At 74.0% G+C, this 15,081-nt stretch carries 15 protein-coding genes; 4 read left to right on the forward strand and 11 right to left on the reverse strand.

Translation table 11 applies throughout. The features are described 5' to 3' along the window. Positions 1-838: 838 nt before the first annotated feature. On the forward strand, positions 839-1,933 hold the full coding sequence (locus tag ME121_RS21905) for a replication protein RepA (RefSeq protein ID WP_012318541.1): 1,095 nt from the start codon (positions 839-841) through the stop codon (positions 1,931-1,933). A 117-nt stretch (positions 1,934-2,050) separates the two neighbouring features. Beyond that, positions 2,051-2,701 carry a hypothetical protein gene (locus tag ME121_RS21910; RefSeq protein WP_053622229.1) on the forward strand — a complete coding sequence of 217 codons (651 nt, stop codon included), beginning with the start codon at positions 2,051-2,053 and terminating at the stop codon, positions 2,699-2,701. 262 nt (positions 2,702-2,963) lie between these two features. Here ME121_RS21910 and ME121_RS21920 read toward each other — a convergent pair whose 3' ends face one another. The 7 genes from ME121_RS21920 to ME121_RS21950 all read right to left on the reverse strand — a co-directional run bounded on the left by ME121_RS21920 (position 2,964) and on the right by ME121_RS21950 (position 10,217). Beyond that, positions 2,964-3,338, reverse strand: a complete 375-nt coding sequence (locus ME121_RS21920) for a hypothetical protein (protein WP_053622227.1) — start codon at positions 3,336-3,338, stop codon at positions 2,964-2,966. Positions 3,339-3,690: 352 nt separating this feature from the next. Beyond that, positions 3,691-5,259 carry a SulP family inorganic anion transporter gene (locus ME121_RS21925; protein WP_059409593.1) on the reverse strand — a complete coding sequence of 523 codons (1,569 nt, stop codon included), beginning with the start codon at positions 5,257-5,259 and terminating at the stop codon, positions 3,691-3,693. A gap of 2 nt (positions 5,260-5,261) precedes the next feature. Then, positions 5,262-5,939 carry a carbonic anhydrase gene (locus ME121_RS21930; RefSeq protein ID WP_012318536.1) on the reverse strand — a complete coding sequence of 226 codons (678 nt, stop codon included), beginning with the start codon at positions 5,937-5,939 and terminating at the stop codon, positions 5,262-5,264. A gap of 209 nt (positions 5,940-6,148) precedes the next feature. Then, positions 6,149-6,490 carry a hypothetical protein gene (locus ME121_RS21935; protein ID WP_043073518.1) on the reverse strand — a complete coding sequence of 114 codons (342 nt, stop codon included), beginning with the start codon at positions 6,488-6,490 and terminating at the stop codon, positions 6,149-6,151. A gap of 323 nt (positions 6,491-6,813) precedes the next feature. After that, positions 6,814-8,769 (reverse strand): sensor histidine kinase, encoded by a 1,956-nt coding sequence (locus ME121_RS21940; RefSeq protein WP_024830475.1) that lies wholly within the window; start codon positions 8,767-8,769, stop codon positions 6,814-6,816. 193 nt (positions 8,770-8,962) lie between these two features. Further along, positions 8,963-9,829 (reverse strand): alpha/beta hydrolase, encoded by an 867-nt coding sequence (locus tag ME121_RS21945; RefSeq protein WP_083461098.1) that lies wholly within the window; start codon positions 9,827-9,829, stop codon positions 8,963-8,965. 67 nt (positions 9,830-9,896) lie between these two features. Continuing rightward, the gene (locus ME121_RS21950) at positions 9,897-10,217 is read right to left on the reverse strand and encodes a hypothetical protein (RefSeq protein ID WP_012318532.1); all 321 of its coding nucleotides are present in this window, start codon (positions 10,215-10,217) and stop codon (positions 9,897-9,899) included. 254 nt (positions 10,218-10,471) lie between these two features. On the opposite strand from ME121_RS21950, the gene argE reads away from it, so the two are divergent. After that, positions 10,472-11,704: an acetylornithine deacetylase gene (argE, locus tag ME121_RS21955; RefSeq protein WP_053622226.1), complete on the forward strand. Its 1,233-nt coding sequence runs from the start codon at positions 10,472-10,474 to the stop codon at positions 11,702-11,704. A 63-nt stretch (positions 11,705-11,767) separates the two neighbouring features. On the opposite strand, the gene ME121_RS21960 is transcribed toward argE, so the two are convergent. Next, on the reverse strand, positions 11,768-12,565 hold the full coding sequence (locus tag ME121_RS21960; RefSeq protein ID WP_012318530.1) for a glycosyltransferase family 2 protein: 798 nt from the start codon (positions 12,563-12,565) through the stop codon (positions 11,768-11,770). Between the two features lie 481 nt (positions 12,566-13,046). Between ME121_RS21960 and ME121_RS21965 the strand changes: the two genes are divergently transcribed. Beyond that, entirely contained in the window at positions 13,047-13,520 is a 474-nt protein-coding gene (locus ME121_RS21965) for a DoxX family membrane protein (protein WP_012318529.1), read from the forward strand. A gap of 23 nt (positions 13,521-13,543) precedes the next feature. On the opposite strand, the gene ME121_RS21970 is transcribed toward ME121_RS21965, so the two are convergent. From ME121_RS21970 to ME121_RS21980, 3 genes are all read right to left on the reverse strand, one after another. After that, the gene (locus ME121_RS21970) at positions 13,544-14,149 is read right to left on the reverse strand and encodes a glutathione S-transferase (RefSeq protein WP_012318528.1); all 606 of its coding nucleotides are present in this window, start codon (positions 14,147-14,149) and stop codon (positions 13,544-13,546) included. A gap of 96 nt (positions 14,150-14,245) precedes the next feature. Further along, entirely contained in the window at positions 14,246-14,503 is a 258-nt protein-coding gene (locus tag ME121_RS21975; protein WP_012318527.1) for a hypothetical protein, read from the reverse strand. 190 nt (positions 14,504-14,693) lie between these two features. Then, complete coding sequence (locus ME121_RS21980) at positions 14,694-15,029, reverse strand: ethyl tert-butyl ether degradation protein (RefSeq protein WP_012318526.1); 336 nt, start codon at positions 15,027-15,029, stop codon at positions 14,694-14,696. Between the last annotated feature and the right edge of the window lie 52 nt (positions 15,030-15,081).

Genomic DNA, 15,081 nt, shown 5'->3' on the forward strand with positions numbered 1-15,081 from the left:
AAGGGGGGCATTGGCGCGCTCTTCTCTGAGGGCCCTCTCGGAAGGAGCCGAGAAACCGGGCCGCATCGTCCGCGTCAAGCCGCCATCACACCGTGACCCTGGCCGAACCCCGGTGCGATGCCGGAGGCCACCCGGTCGTCGGCGGGGCGCGGCGGCACGGCACGGAACTCCTTCGCCGTTCCGTCAAGCCGCGACGGTCGTTCCCCGTGGGAATGTGGAAAACCTGCTCATATTCCCTTCGCACCCTGTGCATGTGCGGCGCGACACGGTCGTTCGTCAGAACGAACGGGCTGGTCCGCAGTAGGAAGATTATCTGGATGAATCTTTCAGAGAGTCAGTTCAGCAGGTTATATGGGGTGGCGAATTCCGCATGTGTGCCAGTGGTTTGGCGCGCGTTCGCGCATCCGACTCTGCGCGGGGATGCATTGAACTCTGCGCGGCGGCGTATCCGATTCTGCGCCCGGGCCGCGCCCCGCCGTATCGGAATCTGCGCGGCCGCGTATCCGATTCGGCGCGGATTCGCCCCCGGATCGGTGGATAACGGGGACGGTCACCGGGCACCCGCGCGTATCGGACTCTGCGCCGGACGCGGCGTCGGCTCGGCGTCGGATCGGCGGGCGACAAGACCCGTATCGAACTCTGCGCGCCGGGGCGGGCGCCGGCCGTGAAGCGACCGGCGTCGGCCCGCTCGCGGGCGTGATCCCGCACCGGGGAAGCGTGGATTGCCGGGACAAGGCCGACCGGACGGGGGCCGCGGCGGGCGAATCGTGGCATGGCAGGATCGGGCCGTCCGTCCGCCCGCCGGACGGACGGCCCGTGCAGCGCGGGCCGAGGGGCGATGAGCATCGAGGAGAAGATCGCCGGGATCCATGACCCGGACCTGCGGGCCGAGATCGAGGCGGCGCGCGGCGGCTTCCTGTTCGCGCAGATCGTCGAGCACGTGCTGCACCGTCAGCGCGAGCGCGATGCCCGGGCCGCCCTCCTGGGGGAGGAGGAGAGCCGCCGGGCCGGGCTGTCGCGCGACCAGCGCCGCCGCGACGCGGTGCGCCTCGTGATCGAGAACGAGCCGGCCCTCCCGTCGAGCCTCCAGCACATCCACTCGGTCCTGGCTCTGTGCGGCCTGCCCTACCGCGATCCCGGGCCGGTGCGGGAATTCTCCCGCAGCTACGGCCGCAACTCGCTCAACCTGATCGCCGGCCGGATCAAGGACCCGGAGACCGGCGCCTTCGAGCCCCAGGGGCTGCCCTACGGCCCGAAGGCCCGGCTGGTCCTGCTCCACCTCTGCACCGAGGCCGTGCGCCAGCGCAGCCCCACCGTGAAGGTGGCCGAGACCCTGTCTGGCTTCATGCGCGAGATGGGCTTCGCGGTCACGGGGGGCGAGCGCGGCACCATCCGCCAGTTCAAGGAACAGCTGAACCGGCTGGCCGCCTGCTCCATGCAGATCGGCCTCTGGGACGGGCGCGACAGCGCCACCACCCTCAACGTCCCGCCGTTCCGCAGCCTGGAGCTGTGGCGCCCCCGCGCCGGGGAGGGGGACGACGAGGCCGGCCGCACGGTGCGCTTCGATCCCGAATTCTACGAGACCCTGATCCGGCACGCCCTGCCGGTGGACGTGCGGGCGGCCCGGGCCTTCTCGGGCTCGGCGCGCAAGCTCGACCTGCTGTTCTGGACCGGCTACCGCCTGCGGTCCCTGCAGCGGCCGCTCCGCCTGACCTGGGCGAACCTCCACGCGCAGTTCGGGGCCGAGAACGCCTCGATCCGCAGCTTCCGCCAGGCGTTCAAGGCCGATCTCGCGCACCTGCGCGAGGTGTTTCCGCGGCTGCCGCTGGTGCTCGACGACGGCGGCCTGACCCTGCACCCGGCCGATCCCAGCACGCTGCTCGTGCCGCCCCGCCCTGCGGGCAAGGGAATACGGAAGCGCGCGAAGGAATAGATCAGAGCGCGAGGTTCATTCCCTCACGGAATGAAACGGGCCAGGATGGAGAGTCGGTCGTATTCCCTCTGCCGATCGGAATGAGTATATGTTCCGTCCGCTTGGAAGGAACATGACGTGGGCCTGTCGGACTCCGAGATCGCGGCGCGGCTCGCCGCGCTGCGCCGCCAGCGCGAGGCGCTCGATCGGGAGATCGCCGATCTCGTCCTCTACCAGGAACTCGGTCGCCGGCTGGCGGCCGGCGGAGCGGACGCGCGGCCGGACCCGACCCTGAAGCCCGATCCGGCGGCGGGGCTGCGCCGAGACCCGGCCGACGGGCCGCCGCGGGGTCGGGACGTGCCGGAGGGCCGGCCCGGGGCGCCTGCCGACGGGGAGCCCGCGGCCCGCGGACGGCGGGGCGCGCGGGTCGATCCGGCGGCGCGGTCCGCGGGGGCGCCTGATCCCGCCGGCGCCGCCGGGCCGATCCCGCCGGTGATCGCCTTCACGGAGGACGCCGCCGGCGCCCGCCGCTACGGCCGGGCCGTGGTGCAGGCGGCCTGCGCGGCGATCGCGCGGGCGGGCCGGCCGCTGCACGCGGCCGAGATCCTGGAGGTGCTCGCCCGGCAGGGCTTCACCCTGCCCGGCCGGGATCCGGTGGCGGCCCTCAACACGCGCCTGTGGAAGCGGTCGGGGCCGGGTGGCCCCCTGAACCGGGTCGCCGAGGCCACCTACGCCCTGGCATCTTCGGAGCCGGACCCAGCCCGAGGGGTGCCGGTCACGAAGACGTGACGCCGGACCCCGCCACCGTCTCCCCACTTGGGCGCGCGCCGGGCCCGGCGATCCGCTCGGCCGCGCGCTGACCCAGGCCGCCCGCGCCCACGCGGATCTGATCACGCGGCTGCTCGCCGTCGCGGCGGTCGGCGCGGCCGTGCCGGTGCTCCTCGTCGCCTCCCGCGGCCACGCGCCGGAGGGTTGGGACCTTCGACGAGGTCACGGTCTACGCGGCCTCCTGGCCCGGCCGCCGGGCGCCGGCCGCGCCGGTCGGGCCGCTTCAGTTGACCAGGCAGAAGCCCTGACCGGTGCCGACCCGGCGCTCCTGCGCGCACCAGGGCTTGGACGCGCCGGAGCCGGTCGCCGGGGCCCTCAGGCTGGCGGTCGTCTGCGCGGGGTCGGCCGCGGTGCCGCGGAGGGTGAGGCTGCCGAGGGGCGCCCGGCCGGGCTCGGGCCGGAGCGCGGCCCGATCGGGGCCGGCCTCCGGTCGCGACCCCGGCGCGACCGCCCTGTCCGGCGCCGGGAGCGCGGGGCTCGCGGCCACCGGCTGCACCGGGTCGGGCGGGCTCAGGGTCGCGAGGCCGGGCATGTCCTGCGCTGCCGCGGCGCCGCACAGGACCAGGCAGGCGGCCGGGGCCGCGAGGAACCTGATCATCGACGAAGCTCCTGACGAGAACCATTCCGCCGGCCGGTCCCGCGGCGCGGGCCTGCCGTGGGGCTGAGTCTGGCCTTCCGCTCGTTAAAGGGGCGCGAAGATTCAGGATTAACCGGTTTTGAAGATCGCCGGGTCCCCGGACCCGGACAGCCTTGACGGCCCGCGCGCCGGGCTGCCGCCGCCCGGAGAGCGGGGCCGGTGGCCGGACGCGGCGCGGAGCCGCTCCCGATCGCCCCGGCGGCGGGAACGGCTCCGCGCCGTTGTTTCTCGGGCCGCGGCTTCGGCGCCCGGCCCGCGCTGCGGGCGCCCGCCGCCGGACCGGGACGGCCGCCGGCAGAGGGCGCGGGGCCCTTCAGTGGGCCGGGGCCGCCACCGCGGCGGCGAGCCGGTCGTGCGGGACGCCCGAGCCGCCGACCACCGCGATCCGGCTGCCGCCGGCGCTGCGCCGGCTCGCCCAGTCGCCGATCATCTCCAGGCAGGTGTGGTCGATGGCCGCGAGGTTGTCGGTGGCGAGGCGGACCTCGCCGCCCGCCGGGGTGCGCTCCAGGGCCGCCGTGAGGCTCGGCAGCTGCAGGAAGGTGGCCGCCCCCGACAGGCGCAGCTCCGGCACGCCCGGCACTTCGGGGGCCGCCGCGTGCTCGATCCGGAGCCGTCCCTTGCGCAGGCTCGGCAGGGCCTGGAGCAGGCTCAGGGCGAGGCCGGTCAGCACCCCGGTGAGCAGGTCCACCGCCACCACGGTGGCCATCGTGGCGAGCCAGATCGCCGCGGTCAGCCAGCCGTAGCGGGCCTGCAGGTGCAGGGCGTGGGCCGGGCTCGCCAGACGCCAGCCGGTGACCACCAGGATGCCGGCGAGGCTCGCGGTCGGCACCAGGGCCAGCAGCCAGGGCAGCGCGAGCAGGAAGGCCAGGATCCAGGTCCCGTGCATCACCGTGGCGGCGCGGCTCACGGCGCCCGCCTGGACGTTGGCCGAGGAGCGCACGATCACCCCGGTCATCGGCAGCGCGCCGACGAGCCCGCAGATCAGGTTGCCGATGCCCTGCGCGCCGAGTTCCCGGTCGAACTGGGTGCGGGGGCCGTCGTGCATCCGGTCGACGGCGGCCGCCGAGAGCAGGCTCTCGGCGCTGGCGATCACCGCGATCACCAGGGCCATGATCAGGATCTCGGCCTCGGCGAGGCGCGCCCAGGACTCGGCGGCCGGCAGGGCGAGGCCGGAGAACAGCGCCTCCGGCACCGCCACGCGCTTGACGGCGAAATCCCCGAGCCCCGCCACGAGGCTGCCCGCCAGCACGCCGACGAGCGCCCCGGGCAGGAGCCGGAGCCGCGCCGGGCGCAGCCGCTCCCAGGCGATCATCGCCGCGATGGTGATCCCGCCGACGATCACGGCCCCGGTGCGGTCGCCCGTGCCGGTGACGAAGTTGAAGAACGCGGCCGGGATCGCCACGAGATTGTCGAGGCCGCTCGCCCGGGGGAGGGCGTCGGTCAGGACGTGGATCTGGGCCAGCACGATCAGGATCCCGATGCCGGCCAGCATGCCGTGCACCACGGCCGGCGAGATCGCCCGGAACCAGCCGCCGACCCGCAGGGCGCCGGCGGCGAGCTGGACGAGGCCCGCCACCACCAGGACGGGGCCCAGGGCGTCGAGACCGTGCGCCTGCACGAACCCGTAGACGATCACGGCGAGCCCGGCGGCGGGCCCGCTGACCTGGAGCGGCGAGCCGGCGAGGAGGCCGACCACGATGCCGGTGATGAGGCCGCGCTCCGGCGGCACGCCGGACGCGATGGCGATGCCCATGCACAGGGGCAGCGCCACCAGGAAGACCACCACGGAGGCGGGCAGGTCCCGGGCGAGGCTCGCCCGGACGGCGCCGCCCGGGGCGAGGGCGCTCTGCAGGGTCGTGGTCAGGCGGCCGGGGGGGCGCATGATCAGGCCGCCTGCAGGCGGCTGCTGGCGGAGGAATCCTGCGCCACGGGCATGTCGGCCCCGGCGATCGGCCGGAAGCGCCCGCTCGCGCCGTCATAGGCCAGGAGGGCCCCGGTCTCGATCTCGAAGAACCAGCCGTGCAGCCGCAGGGAACCCTTGGCCAGGGCGGCGGCGACGCTCGGATGGGTGCGCAGGTTGGCGAGCTGGACCACCACGTTCTCCAGGGCCAGGGCGTGGTGGCGGGCCTGCGCGTCCATCCCCTCGGGATAGGCCTCGCAGACGATCCGCTCGGCGGCCTCGGCGTGGCGCAGCCAGGCGGCGACGCTGGGCATCCGCTTGAGCAGGTCCCGGTTCATCAGCCCCTTCATGGCGCCGCAATCCGAGTGGCCGCAGACCACGATGTCGCGCACGCCGAGGGCCACCACGGCGTACTCGATCGCCGAGGAGACGCCGCCGACCACGTCGGAGGCCGGGGGCACGATGTTGCCGGCGTTGCGGCAGACGAACAGGTCCCCGGGCCCCGCCTGGGTGATGTGCTCGGGCGAGACCCGGGAATCCGCGCAGGCGATGATCAGCGCGCTCGGGTGCTGCCCGTCGCGCACCAGCTGCTGGTACATCTGCCGCTGGCCGGGAAAGACGCTGCCCTGGAAGCTGGCGATGCCCTGGATGATGTTGTTCATGAAGGGTCCCTGAAGCTGGGAGAGCCGGAAGGCGGAACGGGGAAGGGCGATGCGCCGGAGCGCGCCTGCCGGACGGCGGCGCTGCGCGGGAGCGCGGAGCGGTGTTCGGTCGGGTCGGGACCGCCCGGCCGGAGGGGCCGGGCGGTGAGTCTCGGTGTCGGGGTGTCGCGTCCGAAGTCTCGGCGTGCGAAGTCTCGGCGTCCGAAGTCTCAGCGACGGACCCGGCGGCGCTCCGCGGTTCCGGAGGCCCAGTGCGGGTCGACGACCTGGCCACGCGCCACGCTGGCCCCGGCCCTGTCGTGAACCATCGGCGCCCCGAGGAGCTGCCCGGACCCGGAACGCTGCGAGTGCAGCGAGCGCGGGTCGTGGTGGGGGTCGCTGATGTAGGAGCTCATGTGGCCGCCGCCGGCGGCCTGGCGGCTCCCACCGCCGCCTTCGCCCGCCTGCGCCGCCAGGGGGGCGCCGAGGATTCCGGTCAGGAGGCCCAGGGCGAGGCCGAAGGCGGGACCGGCCGTGCGGCCGCGAGCCGGGAGAGGTCGGGACTGGGTCATGGCGTTTCCTCGCTGTTCAACCTGTGGCGCGGGACACCGCATCCCTGCCGCTAAGTCGAACCTAGTCTAAATTTCCGGAATAGCGTGTGCGCATCGGCACATTATATCGATGAACACTTTAATCCTCGGCAGATGTACTATCGTGTGCGCTCGCACACGTCTTCGTTGCGCCGTGAAATCATGGCCGGGATTAAAGGAGAATCCGGCCTCGCCGGCGCGGAGCCTGTCCCGCCGGCGCGCAGGGCTGCGCGGCCGCCCCGCCGCAGAGGGGCGCGCGATGTCGGGTCGAGGCGGGGACGACGGTCGCCCGGGTCGGGGCGGGATCAGGCCCGCCCGGCGTTCGGACGCGGCGCGGACCGTGCGGGCGCGCGGCCGGCGGCGGGCAGGGGATTGGCCGCCACGTAGACGAGGCCGCCGGCCTCGTAGGTGAGGCTGGCGGTCCTGCCCCCGGCGAAGCCCCGCTCGAGCAGGCGGGTGCCGAACCCCTTCCGCGAGGGGGAGACGACCGGCGGGCCGCCGCGCTCGCGCCAGGTCAGCCGCAGGGTCTCGGTGTCCGGACCGGCCTCCACCGTCCAGGCCAGCGCGGCCCGCCCGGCCGGAACCGACAGGGCGCCGTGCTTGACCGCGTTGGTGCACAATTCGTGCAGGATCATCGTGAGCGCGAGCGCTCCCTCGGGCGGCAGCCGCAGGTCGGGGCCGTCCAGGGTGATGCGCGGGGTGTTCGCGCCCAGAGCGTCCCGGTCCGAAGTCTCCCGGTCCGAAGTCTCCCGACCGGAAGAATCCCGGTTCGACGGATCGCCGCCCGCGGGTTCCGGACCCAGGAAGGGCCGCACCGCCTGGGCGGCGATGCCGCGCAGATCCGCGCTCGCCCAGCTCTCGCGGGTCAGGATATCGTGGGCGCGCGACAGGGCGAGGAGCCGCGCCTCGAAGGCGTCGCGCCCTGCCGCCGCGCCGGCGCCGAGATTCTTCAGGCTCTGCGCCGCCATCGCCTGCACGGTGGCGAGGGTATTCTTCACCCGGTGATTGAGTTCGTCGATCAGCAGCCGGTGGGTCTCCGCGCGCCGGGCCCGTTCGTCCGCCGCCGCCGCCAGGGCGGCGGCGATCGTCGCGCCCTCGCGCACGAAGGAGCGGGGCAGCGGCGGCAGGGGCTGGTCGCGGCCCAGGGTCTCGGCAGCGGCCGCCAGATCCAGCAGGGGGCGGGCGATCAGGCCGGCCAGCAGCCACGCGAGCAGCGCCGCCGCGAGGGCCACCGCGCTGCCCGCCGCCAGGATGCTCCCGCGCAGGGCCGCCACCGAGGTCAGGGCCCGGTCGGCCACCTGCCGGACCACCACCTGCCAGCCGAGGCCCGGATAGTCGCGGTGGCCGGCCGTGGACGCGCGGGCGCTGAGATACGCGGTGCCGTCCGGCCAGGGGCCGACCCGGCTCGTGCCCTCCGGATCGAGGGGCCGTCCGCCCGCCAGGACCGACCGGGGCAGGGGGGCGCCCTGCAGGGCGGGCGGACCGAGGAGCACGGTGCCGTCGCGGGACAGGATCAGGATCTCGGCACCCTGGCGGTGGCCCCGGAGGGCGCCTTCGAGGACGCGGGCCATGTCGCGCGCCCAGGCCCAGTCGAGATGCGCGGCCAGCACCCCGAGGACGCGGCCGTCCGGCGCCCGGACCGGGGCCGCGACGTCGAGGAGCCGCAGGGGCTCGCGCGCCGCCGCGCGCGCGGCGGCCTCGTCCGGGGGCATCAGCGCCTCGAGGAGCTTGGCCGGGTGCACGTCGCCCACGTAGGGGCCCGCGCGGCCGCCGCGGAAGTAGTCGCGACCGGAGACGTCCGCGCCCTCCAGGGCGCCGGTGCTGGTGACGGAGACGCGCCCGTCGGAGTCGATCAGCCCGATGATCGAGTAGGCCGGGTAGGTCGCCTGGAGCCGCTCCATCACGGCGCGCTTGGCGGCCGTTCCGGCTCCGGGATCGCGCAGACTGTCCGAGGCGGCGGCGATCTGGATGTCGCGCCAGCGCTCGAACATCCCGATATCGAGGCCCCGGGCCATCTGCCCGGCGATCTCGACGAGCTGCCCGCCGACCTCCGCCTCGAGCCGGCGGGTCGCCTCCCGGCTCGCCAGGGCGGCGAGCGCCAGGGTCGTCAGGAAGCCGAGCGTGCCGAAACCCAGGGCCAGCACGACGCGCAGCCGCGGCGCGCGCCATCCGCCGCGCCGTCCGCCGCGGTGGCTGGCCCGGTCCGCGGGGCCGGCGCAGGGCGCCGCCGCAGGGGGTTCCGATCGCGCGACCGCTTGCATCCGATCTCCCTGGGATCGGCCGGCTCCCGGTAGGGGGAGATCGTGCCCGCGAGCCCGTCTCAGCACGGGCGGCAAGCCTCAGCAAGACGGAAACCGGCCTCGTCGATGCGGAATTTCTATCGGGAGTTGCAAATCTGCACGCGGTCGTCCCCCCGCGTCGGCACGGGTCCGGTGCGGGATCCCGGCCGGGGCCTCAGCCCTCGAGCAGGGCGTGGGCCGCCCGGACCAGGATCCCGCCGGGCCGGCGCAGGGCGTCGAGCACCGAGAAGTGATCGGCCTCCGGGACCGGGAGCAGGGATCCCGGGGCATGGGCCGCCGCCCGCAGGGCGTGCAGGTTGCGGGCGTCGTGGATCAGCGCCGGCAATTCGCGGGAGCCGTAGGCGATGCAGAGCGGCTTCGCCACCGCCGGGAGGCGCAGGGGCGACAAGGTCTCGACCTCGCCGTCGGTGAGGCCCAGCTTGGCGTCCAGGGCGGTCTGTCGGATCGGCGCGAGGTCGTAGACGCCGGAGATCGCCAGGCCCGCCGCCACCGCCGGATGGCCGAGCTGCATCGCGGTGAGCAGCCCGCCCGCCGACCAGCCCGACAGGACCAGGGGACCGCGGATCCCGCGCGCGGCCCCGTGGGCGGCCAGCCAGTCGAGGGCCGCGCCGATCTCCGCCACGATCCGGGCGAGGCTCGCCTCCGGCGCCAGGGTGTAGCCCACCATCGCCACCGACCAGCCGGCGGCGTTCGGGCCCTGCGCGAAGCAGGCGAACAGCTCCCGGGCGCCCCGCTGCCAGTAGCCGCCGTGGACGAAGACCAGGCAGGGCGCCGCCGCGTCCCGCGCCGGGTAGAGGTCGAGGGCGTTGCGGGCGCCGGGGCCGTAGGGCACGTCGAGGCCGGCCGGATGCGCGGCCCGGTAGGCGGCCGAGGCCGCGTCCCGGGCGGCCACCTGGGACGCGCTGTCGGCCACCGCGCGGGTGTTGTCGTAGCAGGCGTCCCGCGCCTCCTGCGCCAGGGTGTCCCAGCGGCGGCGCGGATCCGCGGGGGTCGGGTCGTCCAGGCGGAACTCCAGCACCATCGTGTCCGTCTCGGGCCGCTGCTTTCGCCCGCACCATGGCAGGCGGCCGGGTCCGGGTCGAGGCGGTTCAGAAGCCGGGCGCGGCATCCGGGACGGTGCCGCCGTAGCCCCAGCCCGTGAGCGGCGGCGCCGCGACCCGCTCGCGCGCCGACGGGGGGAGCATCCGGGCGAGGGGCCGGGGCCGCTGCCAGACCCGCCAGAGGGGCCGGTCGCGCGCCGCCATGCGGGCGAGGGTCAGGTCCGTGTCGGAGGCCGCGCGGTGATGCGGTCGCCCGGCCGGGGGAGCGGCCTGCCGGCGGGCCTCGGCCGGGGCGGCCAGCAGCAGGAGCGTCGGCAGCAGGAGCGTCGGCAGGAGGGCGGCGAGGATCGGGGCGGGACCGGGACGCATGGTCGGGGCTCCGGGACGGGCGACCTGACGGGCTTCACCGGCGGCTACGCCCGAGCGCCGCCCCGGTTCCGGGGCGCCGCCGGCCGGGCATTGCCCGGGATCCCGGAAGCGCCGAAAACCCTCTAGGACTCCGCGCGCCCTCGAGACCGATTCGCGCGGGTCGGCACGCCGGCCGCGACCCGGCCAAGATCCGGCCAAGATCCGGTCACGACCTCGCCACGACCTCGCCACGACCTCGCCACGCCATGGGATCCATGACAGAGCCCGCACAGACCGCCTCGCCGCGCCCCGGCACGCCCGATCCGGCGGCACTGCTCGCCGCGCTCGTCGCCTTCGACACGGTGAGCGCCCGCTCGAACCTGCCGCTGATCGACTGGGCGGAGGCCTATTGCCGCGGCCACGGCGCCGCGGTCGAGCGGGTGCCGGATCCGTTGGGCCGGAAGGCGGCGCTGCTGGTCAGCGTCGGACCGTTCGAGACCCGCCCCGGCTACGTGCTCTCCGGCCACAGCGACGTGGTGCCGACCGACGGCCAGCCCTGGTCGTCGGACCCGTTCGCCCTGCGGGAGGAGGGCGGGCGGCTCTACGGGCGCGGCACCTCCGACATGAAGGGGTTCCTCGCGGTCTGCCTCGCGCTCCTGCCCGAGATGGTGGCGGCGGAGCTCGCCACCCCGATCCACCTCGCGATCTCGTACGACGAGGAGATCGGGTGCCTCGGCGTGCGCCCGCTGATCGCCCGGATGCTCGAGCGCGTGCCGCGGCCGCTCGGCTGCTTCGTGGGCGAGCCGACCGGGATGGACGTGGTGGTCGGCCACAAGGGCAAGGCGGCCGCCCGCCTCACCTTCCGCGGCAAGGCCAGCCACTCGGCCCTGGCGCCCCAGGGGGTCAACGCGGTCGAGTACGCCGCCCGCTTCATCGAGCATGTCCGCCTGTCCGCGGAGGCCATCGCCCGGGACGGGGCCCGCGACCCGCTCTACGACGTGCCCCACACCACCGGCCTGTCGAGCGTGGTCCGGGGCGGATCGGCGCTCAACATCGTGCCCGACACCTGCAGCGTCGAGTTCGAGTACCGGGCGATCGGCGCGGACGATGCCGCCGCGCTGGCGGCGTCCGCGATCGCCTACGCCACCGGGACGCTGGCGCCGCTGATGCGGGCCGGCGATCCGGCCTGCGGCGTCGCGGTCGAGCCGCTGATCGACTATCCGGGCCTCGACACCGATCCGGAGGCGGAGATCGTGACCCTGGCCAAGCGCCTCGCGGGCCGCAACGGCCACGCCAAGGTCTCGTACGGCACGGAGGGCGGGCTGTTCGAGCGGCTCGGCGGCGTGCCGGCCGTGGTGATCGGGCCGGGCTCGATCGCGCGCGCCCACAGGGCGGACGAGTACGTCACCCGGGACGAACTCGAGGCCTGCGCGGGCTTCGTGCGGCGGCTGATCGGCGCCTGCGTGACCGGCCCCGCGTCAGCGTCCCGAGGGGTGATCCCCGGCTGAACCGGCCTCCGCGTCGGTCGCGAGAGGCGCCGGTCCGCCGAGCGTCCGCCGCGCGGCGCGATCTCACCAGGGGATGCGGCCGAAGCGGTCGACCAGCCGCCGGTACTCGGCCTCGCTCTCGGCTCGCGACGTCCCGCCCTGGCCGACATCCGAGCTCCCGGAGCCCGGATGCACGAGGCGGCACACCAGCGGCAGGACGAAGCCGTGGCGCGCGAGGGATATGCTGGGGCCGCCGAGCTGGAGGACGTTGGCGAGCCACGGGCGGACCAGGATCGCGTCCTGCAGCGTGACCGGCGCCGTCGCCTCGACGAGGTGGGCGCGGCGCAGGCCGGTCTCGGCGAGGCGGCCGAGCCACTCGTTGTCGTAGTGCCACTTCGAGGCCGGGCTGATCGCGCCGACCTGCGCGAAGGTGGCCCGCCGCATCAGCCAGCCCGACGGCGTCGCGAAGTCGTTGATCCGGACCACCTCGCCGGCCTCGTCCACCTCGAGCTGCGTCGAGGAGACGAAATCGAAGCTGTCCAGGGCTCGGACGGCGACGCCCAGATAGGGCGGCAGCCAGCGATCGTCGTCCTCGAGGAAGCCGACGAGGTCCCAGCTGTCGTCGACGGCGCCGATGGCCGCGTTCAGCGCGGGGATCTGCCCCTTGCGCGCGCCGCGCGCGAAGGTGACCTGCGGGTGCGCGGCGAGCCGCGCCGGGATCTCGGTCTCCGGATCGGTCCCGACGAAGAAGTGGATCGTCGCCGGCCGGTCGAGCTCCTGGGCGTTGGCGCTCTCGATCGCGTGTTCCAGGAAGTACTGACCGGCCTTTCCGACCAGGGTCGAGGGCTTGAGCCGCGACGGCGTGATGATCGCGATGCGCATGGTCAAGATTCGACACTCTCACGGACACTGATCGGCGCGTGGTTCCCCCGGGCCGGCGCCTCGGCAATCATCGCCGCGCGTCGACCGGGGGAAACGTCGAGAAATCGAGCCGTGAAGTGAGCGTGCCTGTCAAGATTTGGGCGAATGATCTGAGATGATTTCGAATAATGATCACGAAATTGCCGAGACGGTGTCTAGGCCGATATCTATCATCGATTGAAGGATGGGTCGTAATTTTCAGAAGGATCCGGAACTCGACCATCTGCGCGAAGCGGATTGAACCATTGTTGCCGCCATGCCACCCTCGATCGAGGAAGCGCGCCATTCCGGGCGGTGCCGCCCATCCTGGCCGGGCGGCACCGGCGCGTGGCCAAGGAAACCTTTGGGCCGCTCGCGGCTTGGATCAGCGCCTTGGATCAGCGCCTTGGACCGGTGCCTCGGATCGGCGCACCGGGCCGGGTTGAGGGAGACCGTTCAGCGCATGGCCAGCCTCAGCGTCGCGATCGCGTTCGGCGTCCGCCTGCTCCTCGTGCTGCTGTTCCTGCCGTTCAGCGCCCTCGACAAGATCCTGAACTTCAGGGGTGCGGTCGGGCAGGCGCGGCAGGCCGTGCACGCCACCGCGCCCGCGGTGGCGCTGATCGTGATCGGGCTCTGCGTCGAGATCGGGATGTCGCTCTGCATCCTGACCGGGACCGCCGACCGGGCCGCCGCCTTCGTGCTCGCCGGCTATTGCGGGGTGACGGCGCTGCTGTGGAAGCAGTTCTGGGTGCCGGGGGATTTCTGGGCCGGGGGCAAGGGCCGCGAGCTGTTCTGGGACTTCCTCAAGAACTTCGCGCTGGCGGGCGGCTTCCTGCTCATCACCTTCGGCACGGGCGCCGGGACGGTCCAGGACTTCCTCGCCGACCCGCTCGGATCGACCCATCCCTACGCGATCGCCGACCGGGCCCGGCCGTAGCGAGGCCCGGCGCGGCGGGGCCCTCAGCCCTTCGGCACGGTGGCTTCCATGGACGGGCGGCGCTCGAACTCCGCGTACCAGGCGGCGACCGCCGGGCGGCCCTCCCGCCACGCGAGATCGGGGAAGCGCAGATCCAGGTAGCCGAGCGCGCAGCCCAGCGCGACCGTGCCGATATCCAGCGCCGGCATCCCGCCGACCAGGCTCTCGAAGCGGTCCAGCGCCGCGCGGATCTTGCCGACCTGACCGGCCTCCCAGGCGTCCCAGCGCTGGGATTCGGGGCGCAGCACCCGCTCGTAGCGGGTGAGCAGCGCCGCATCGAGCAGGCCGTCGGCGAGCGCCTGCCGGGTCAGCGCGTCCCAGCGGGCGGCCCCCTCGGGGAACAGGTGCGGCCCGGACGAGAGGCCGTCGAGGTACTCGCAGATCACCCGGCTGTCGTAGAGGGCGGTACCGTCCTCCAGCACAAGGGCGGGGATCTTGCCCAGCGGGTTGTGGGCGGCGACCTCCGCGGAGGGGCCCGTCGGCGAGGCCCCCGCGACGGTGACGGCGATCCGGTCGATCAGTCCCGTCTCGTGGGCGAGGACCAGCACCTTGCGGGCATAGGGGGAGGCGGGGGAGTAGAGGAGCTTCATCGGACCGTCCCGGGTGATCTTAGGCGCCGTGATCGCGGCGTCGGGACCTTGCACCGATGCCGCGGGGAATCCAGTCCCCGGCGCCCCGCCGGAGGCTCAGACCTTCCGGGTCATCCGGGCGCCGGCATGGACCACCCGGCTCCGGCTCCGGCTCGGGCTCGGGCGTCGCGCCCGCATCCGCGCGCGCCAGACGAGGATGGCGCTCGCCACCCGATCGAGGGCGAGCATGCACAGGCTGCCGACGATGGCGAGCACGCAGGCGGCCCCGATCAGGACGCCCCAGATCCCGGGGGCCGGGATGATCATCAGGCACAGGAGACCGAAGACGGCCGCGCCAGGAATCCACTTCGCCATCGCGCCGTCCGCCGGAACAAGAAGGGTGTCGTTCGTGCACACCCTGCACCGAGACCCTTAAGAGTGTTGGTTCGACTGGTGTGTCAGCGAATAATTTCACCTTTAGAGGATACGTATCTGTCGATCTAGGTTTATTTGCGGTAAATACGGCGATGAATATAGGCGGTGATTGCCGTCCCGCGGCCGGATCCTAATCCGCCAGCGACAAGGTCCGGCCGGCGCTGACCAGATGGTAGAAGCGGCCGTCGAACATCTGCATCACCGCCTCGGTGGCGGCGTGCGATTCCGGTCGGATCGGCGAGGCGAGGCAGGCGTCCAGGGCCGCCTGATCGGGGAAGTCCATCTCCAGGATCATGGCGATCGGCCGCGCGTCGTCGTCCTTGGAGACGAGGCGCTGGACCCGCACGGCGGTGACGCCCGGGAACCGCCGCCAGAACGGCTCGAGCTCGTCCCGGACCCGGCGGAAGAACTCCTCCTCCCGGCCGTCGCGCACCGTGCCCTCGTAGATCGCGGTCCTGGTCAGCATCGGCCGTCCTCCGGAATTCCCCGTCCAACCGCCGGATCAACCGCCGGCGGCC

Source organism: Methylobacterium sp. ME121, assembly GCF_000974725.1.
Lineage (GTDB): Bacteria > Pseudomonadota > Alphaproteobacteria > Rhizobiales > Beijerinckiaceae > Methylobacterium > Methylobacterium radiotolerans.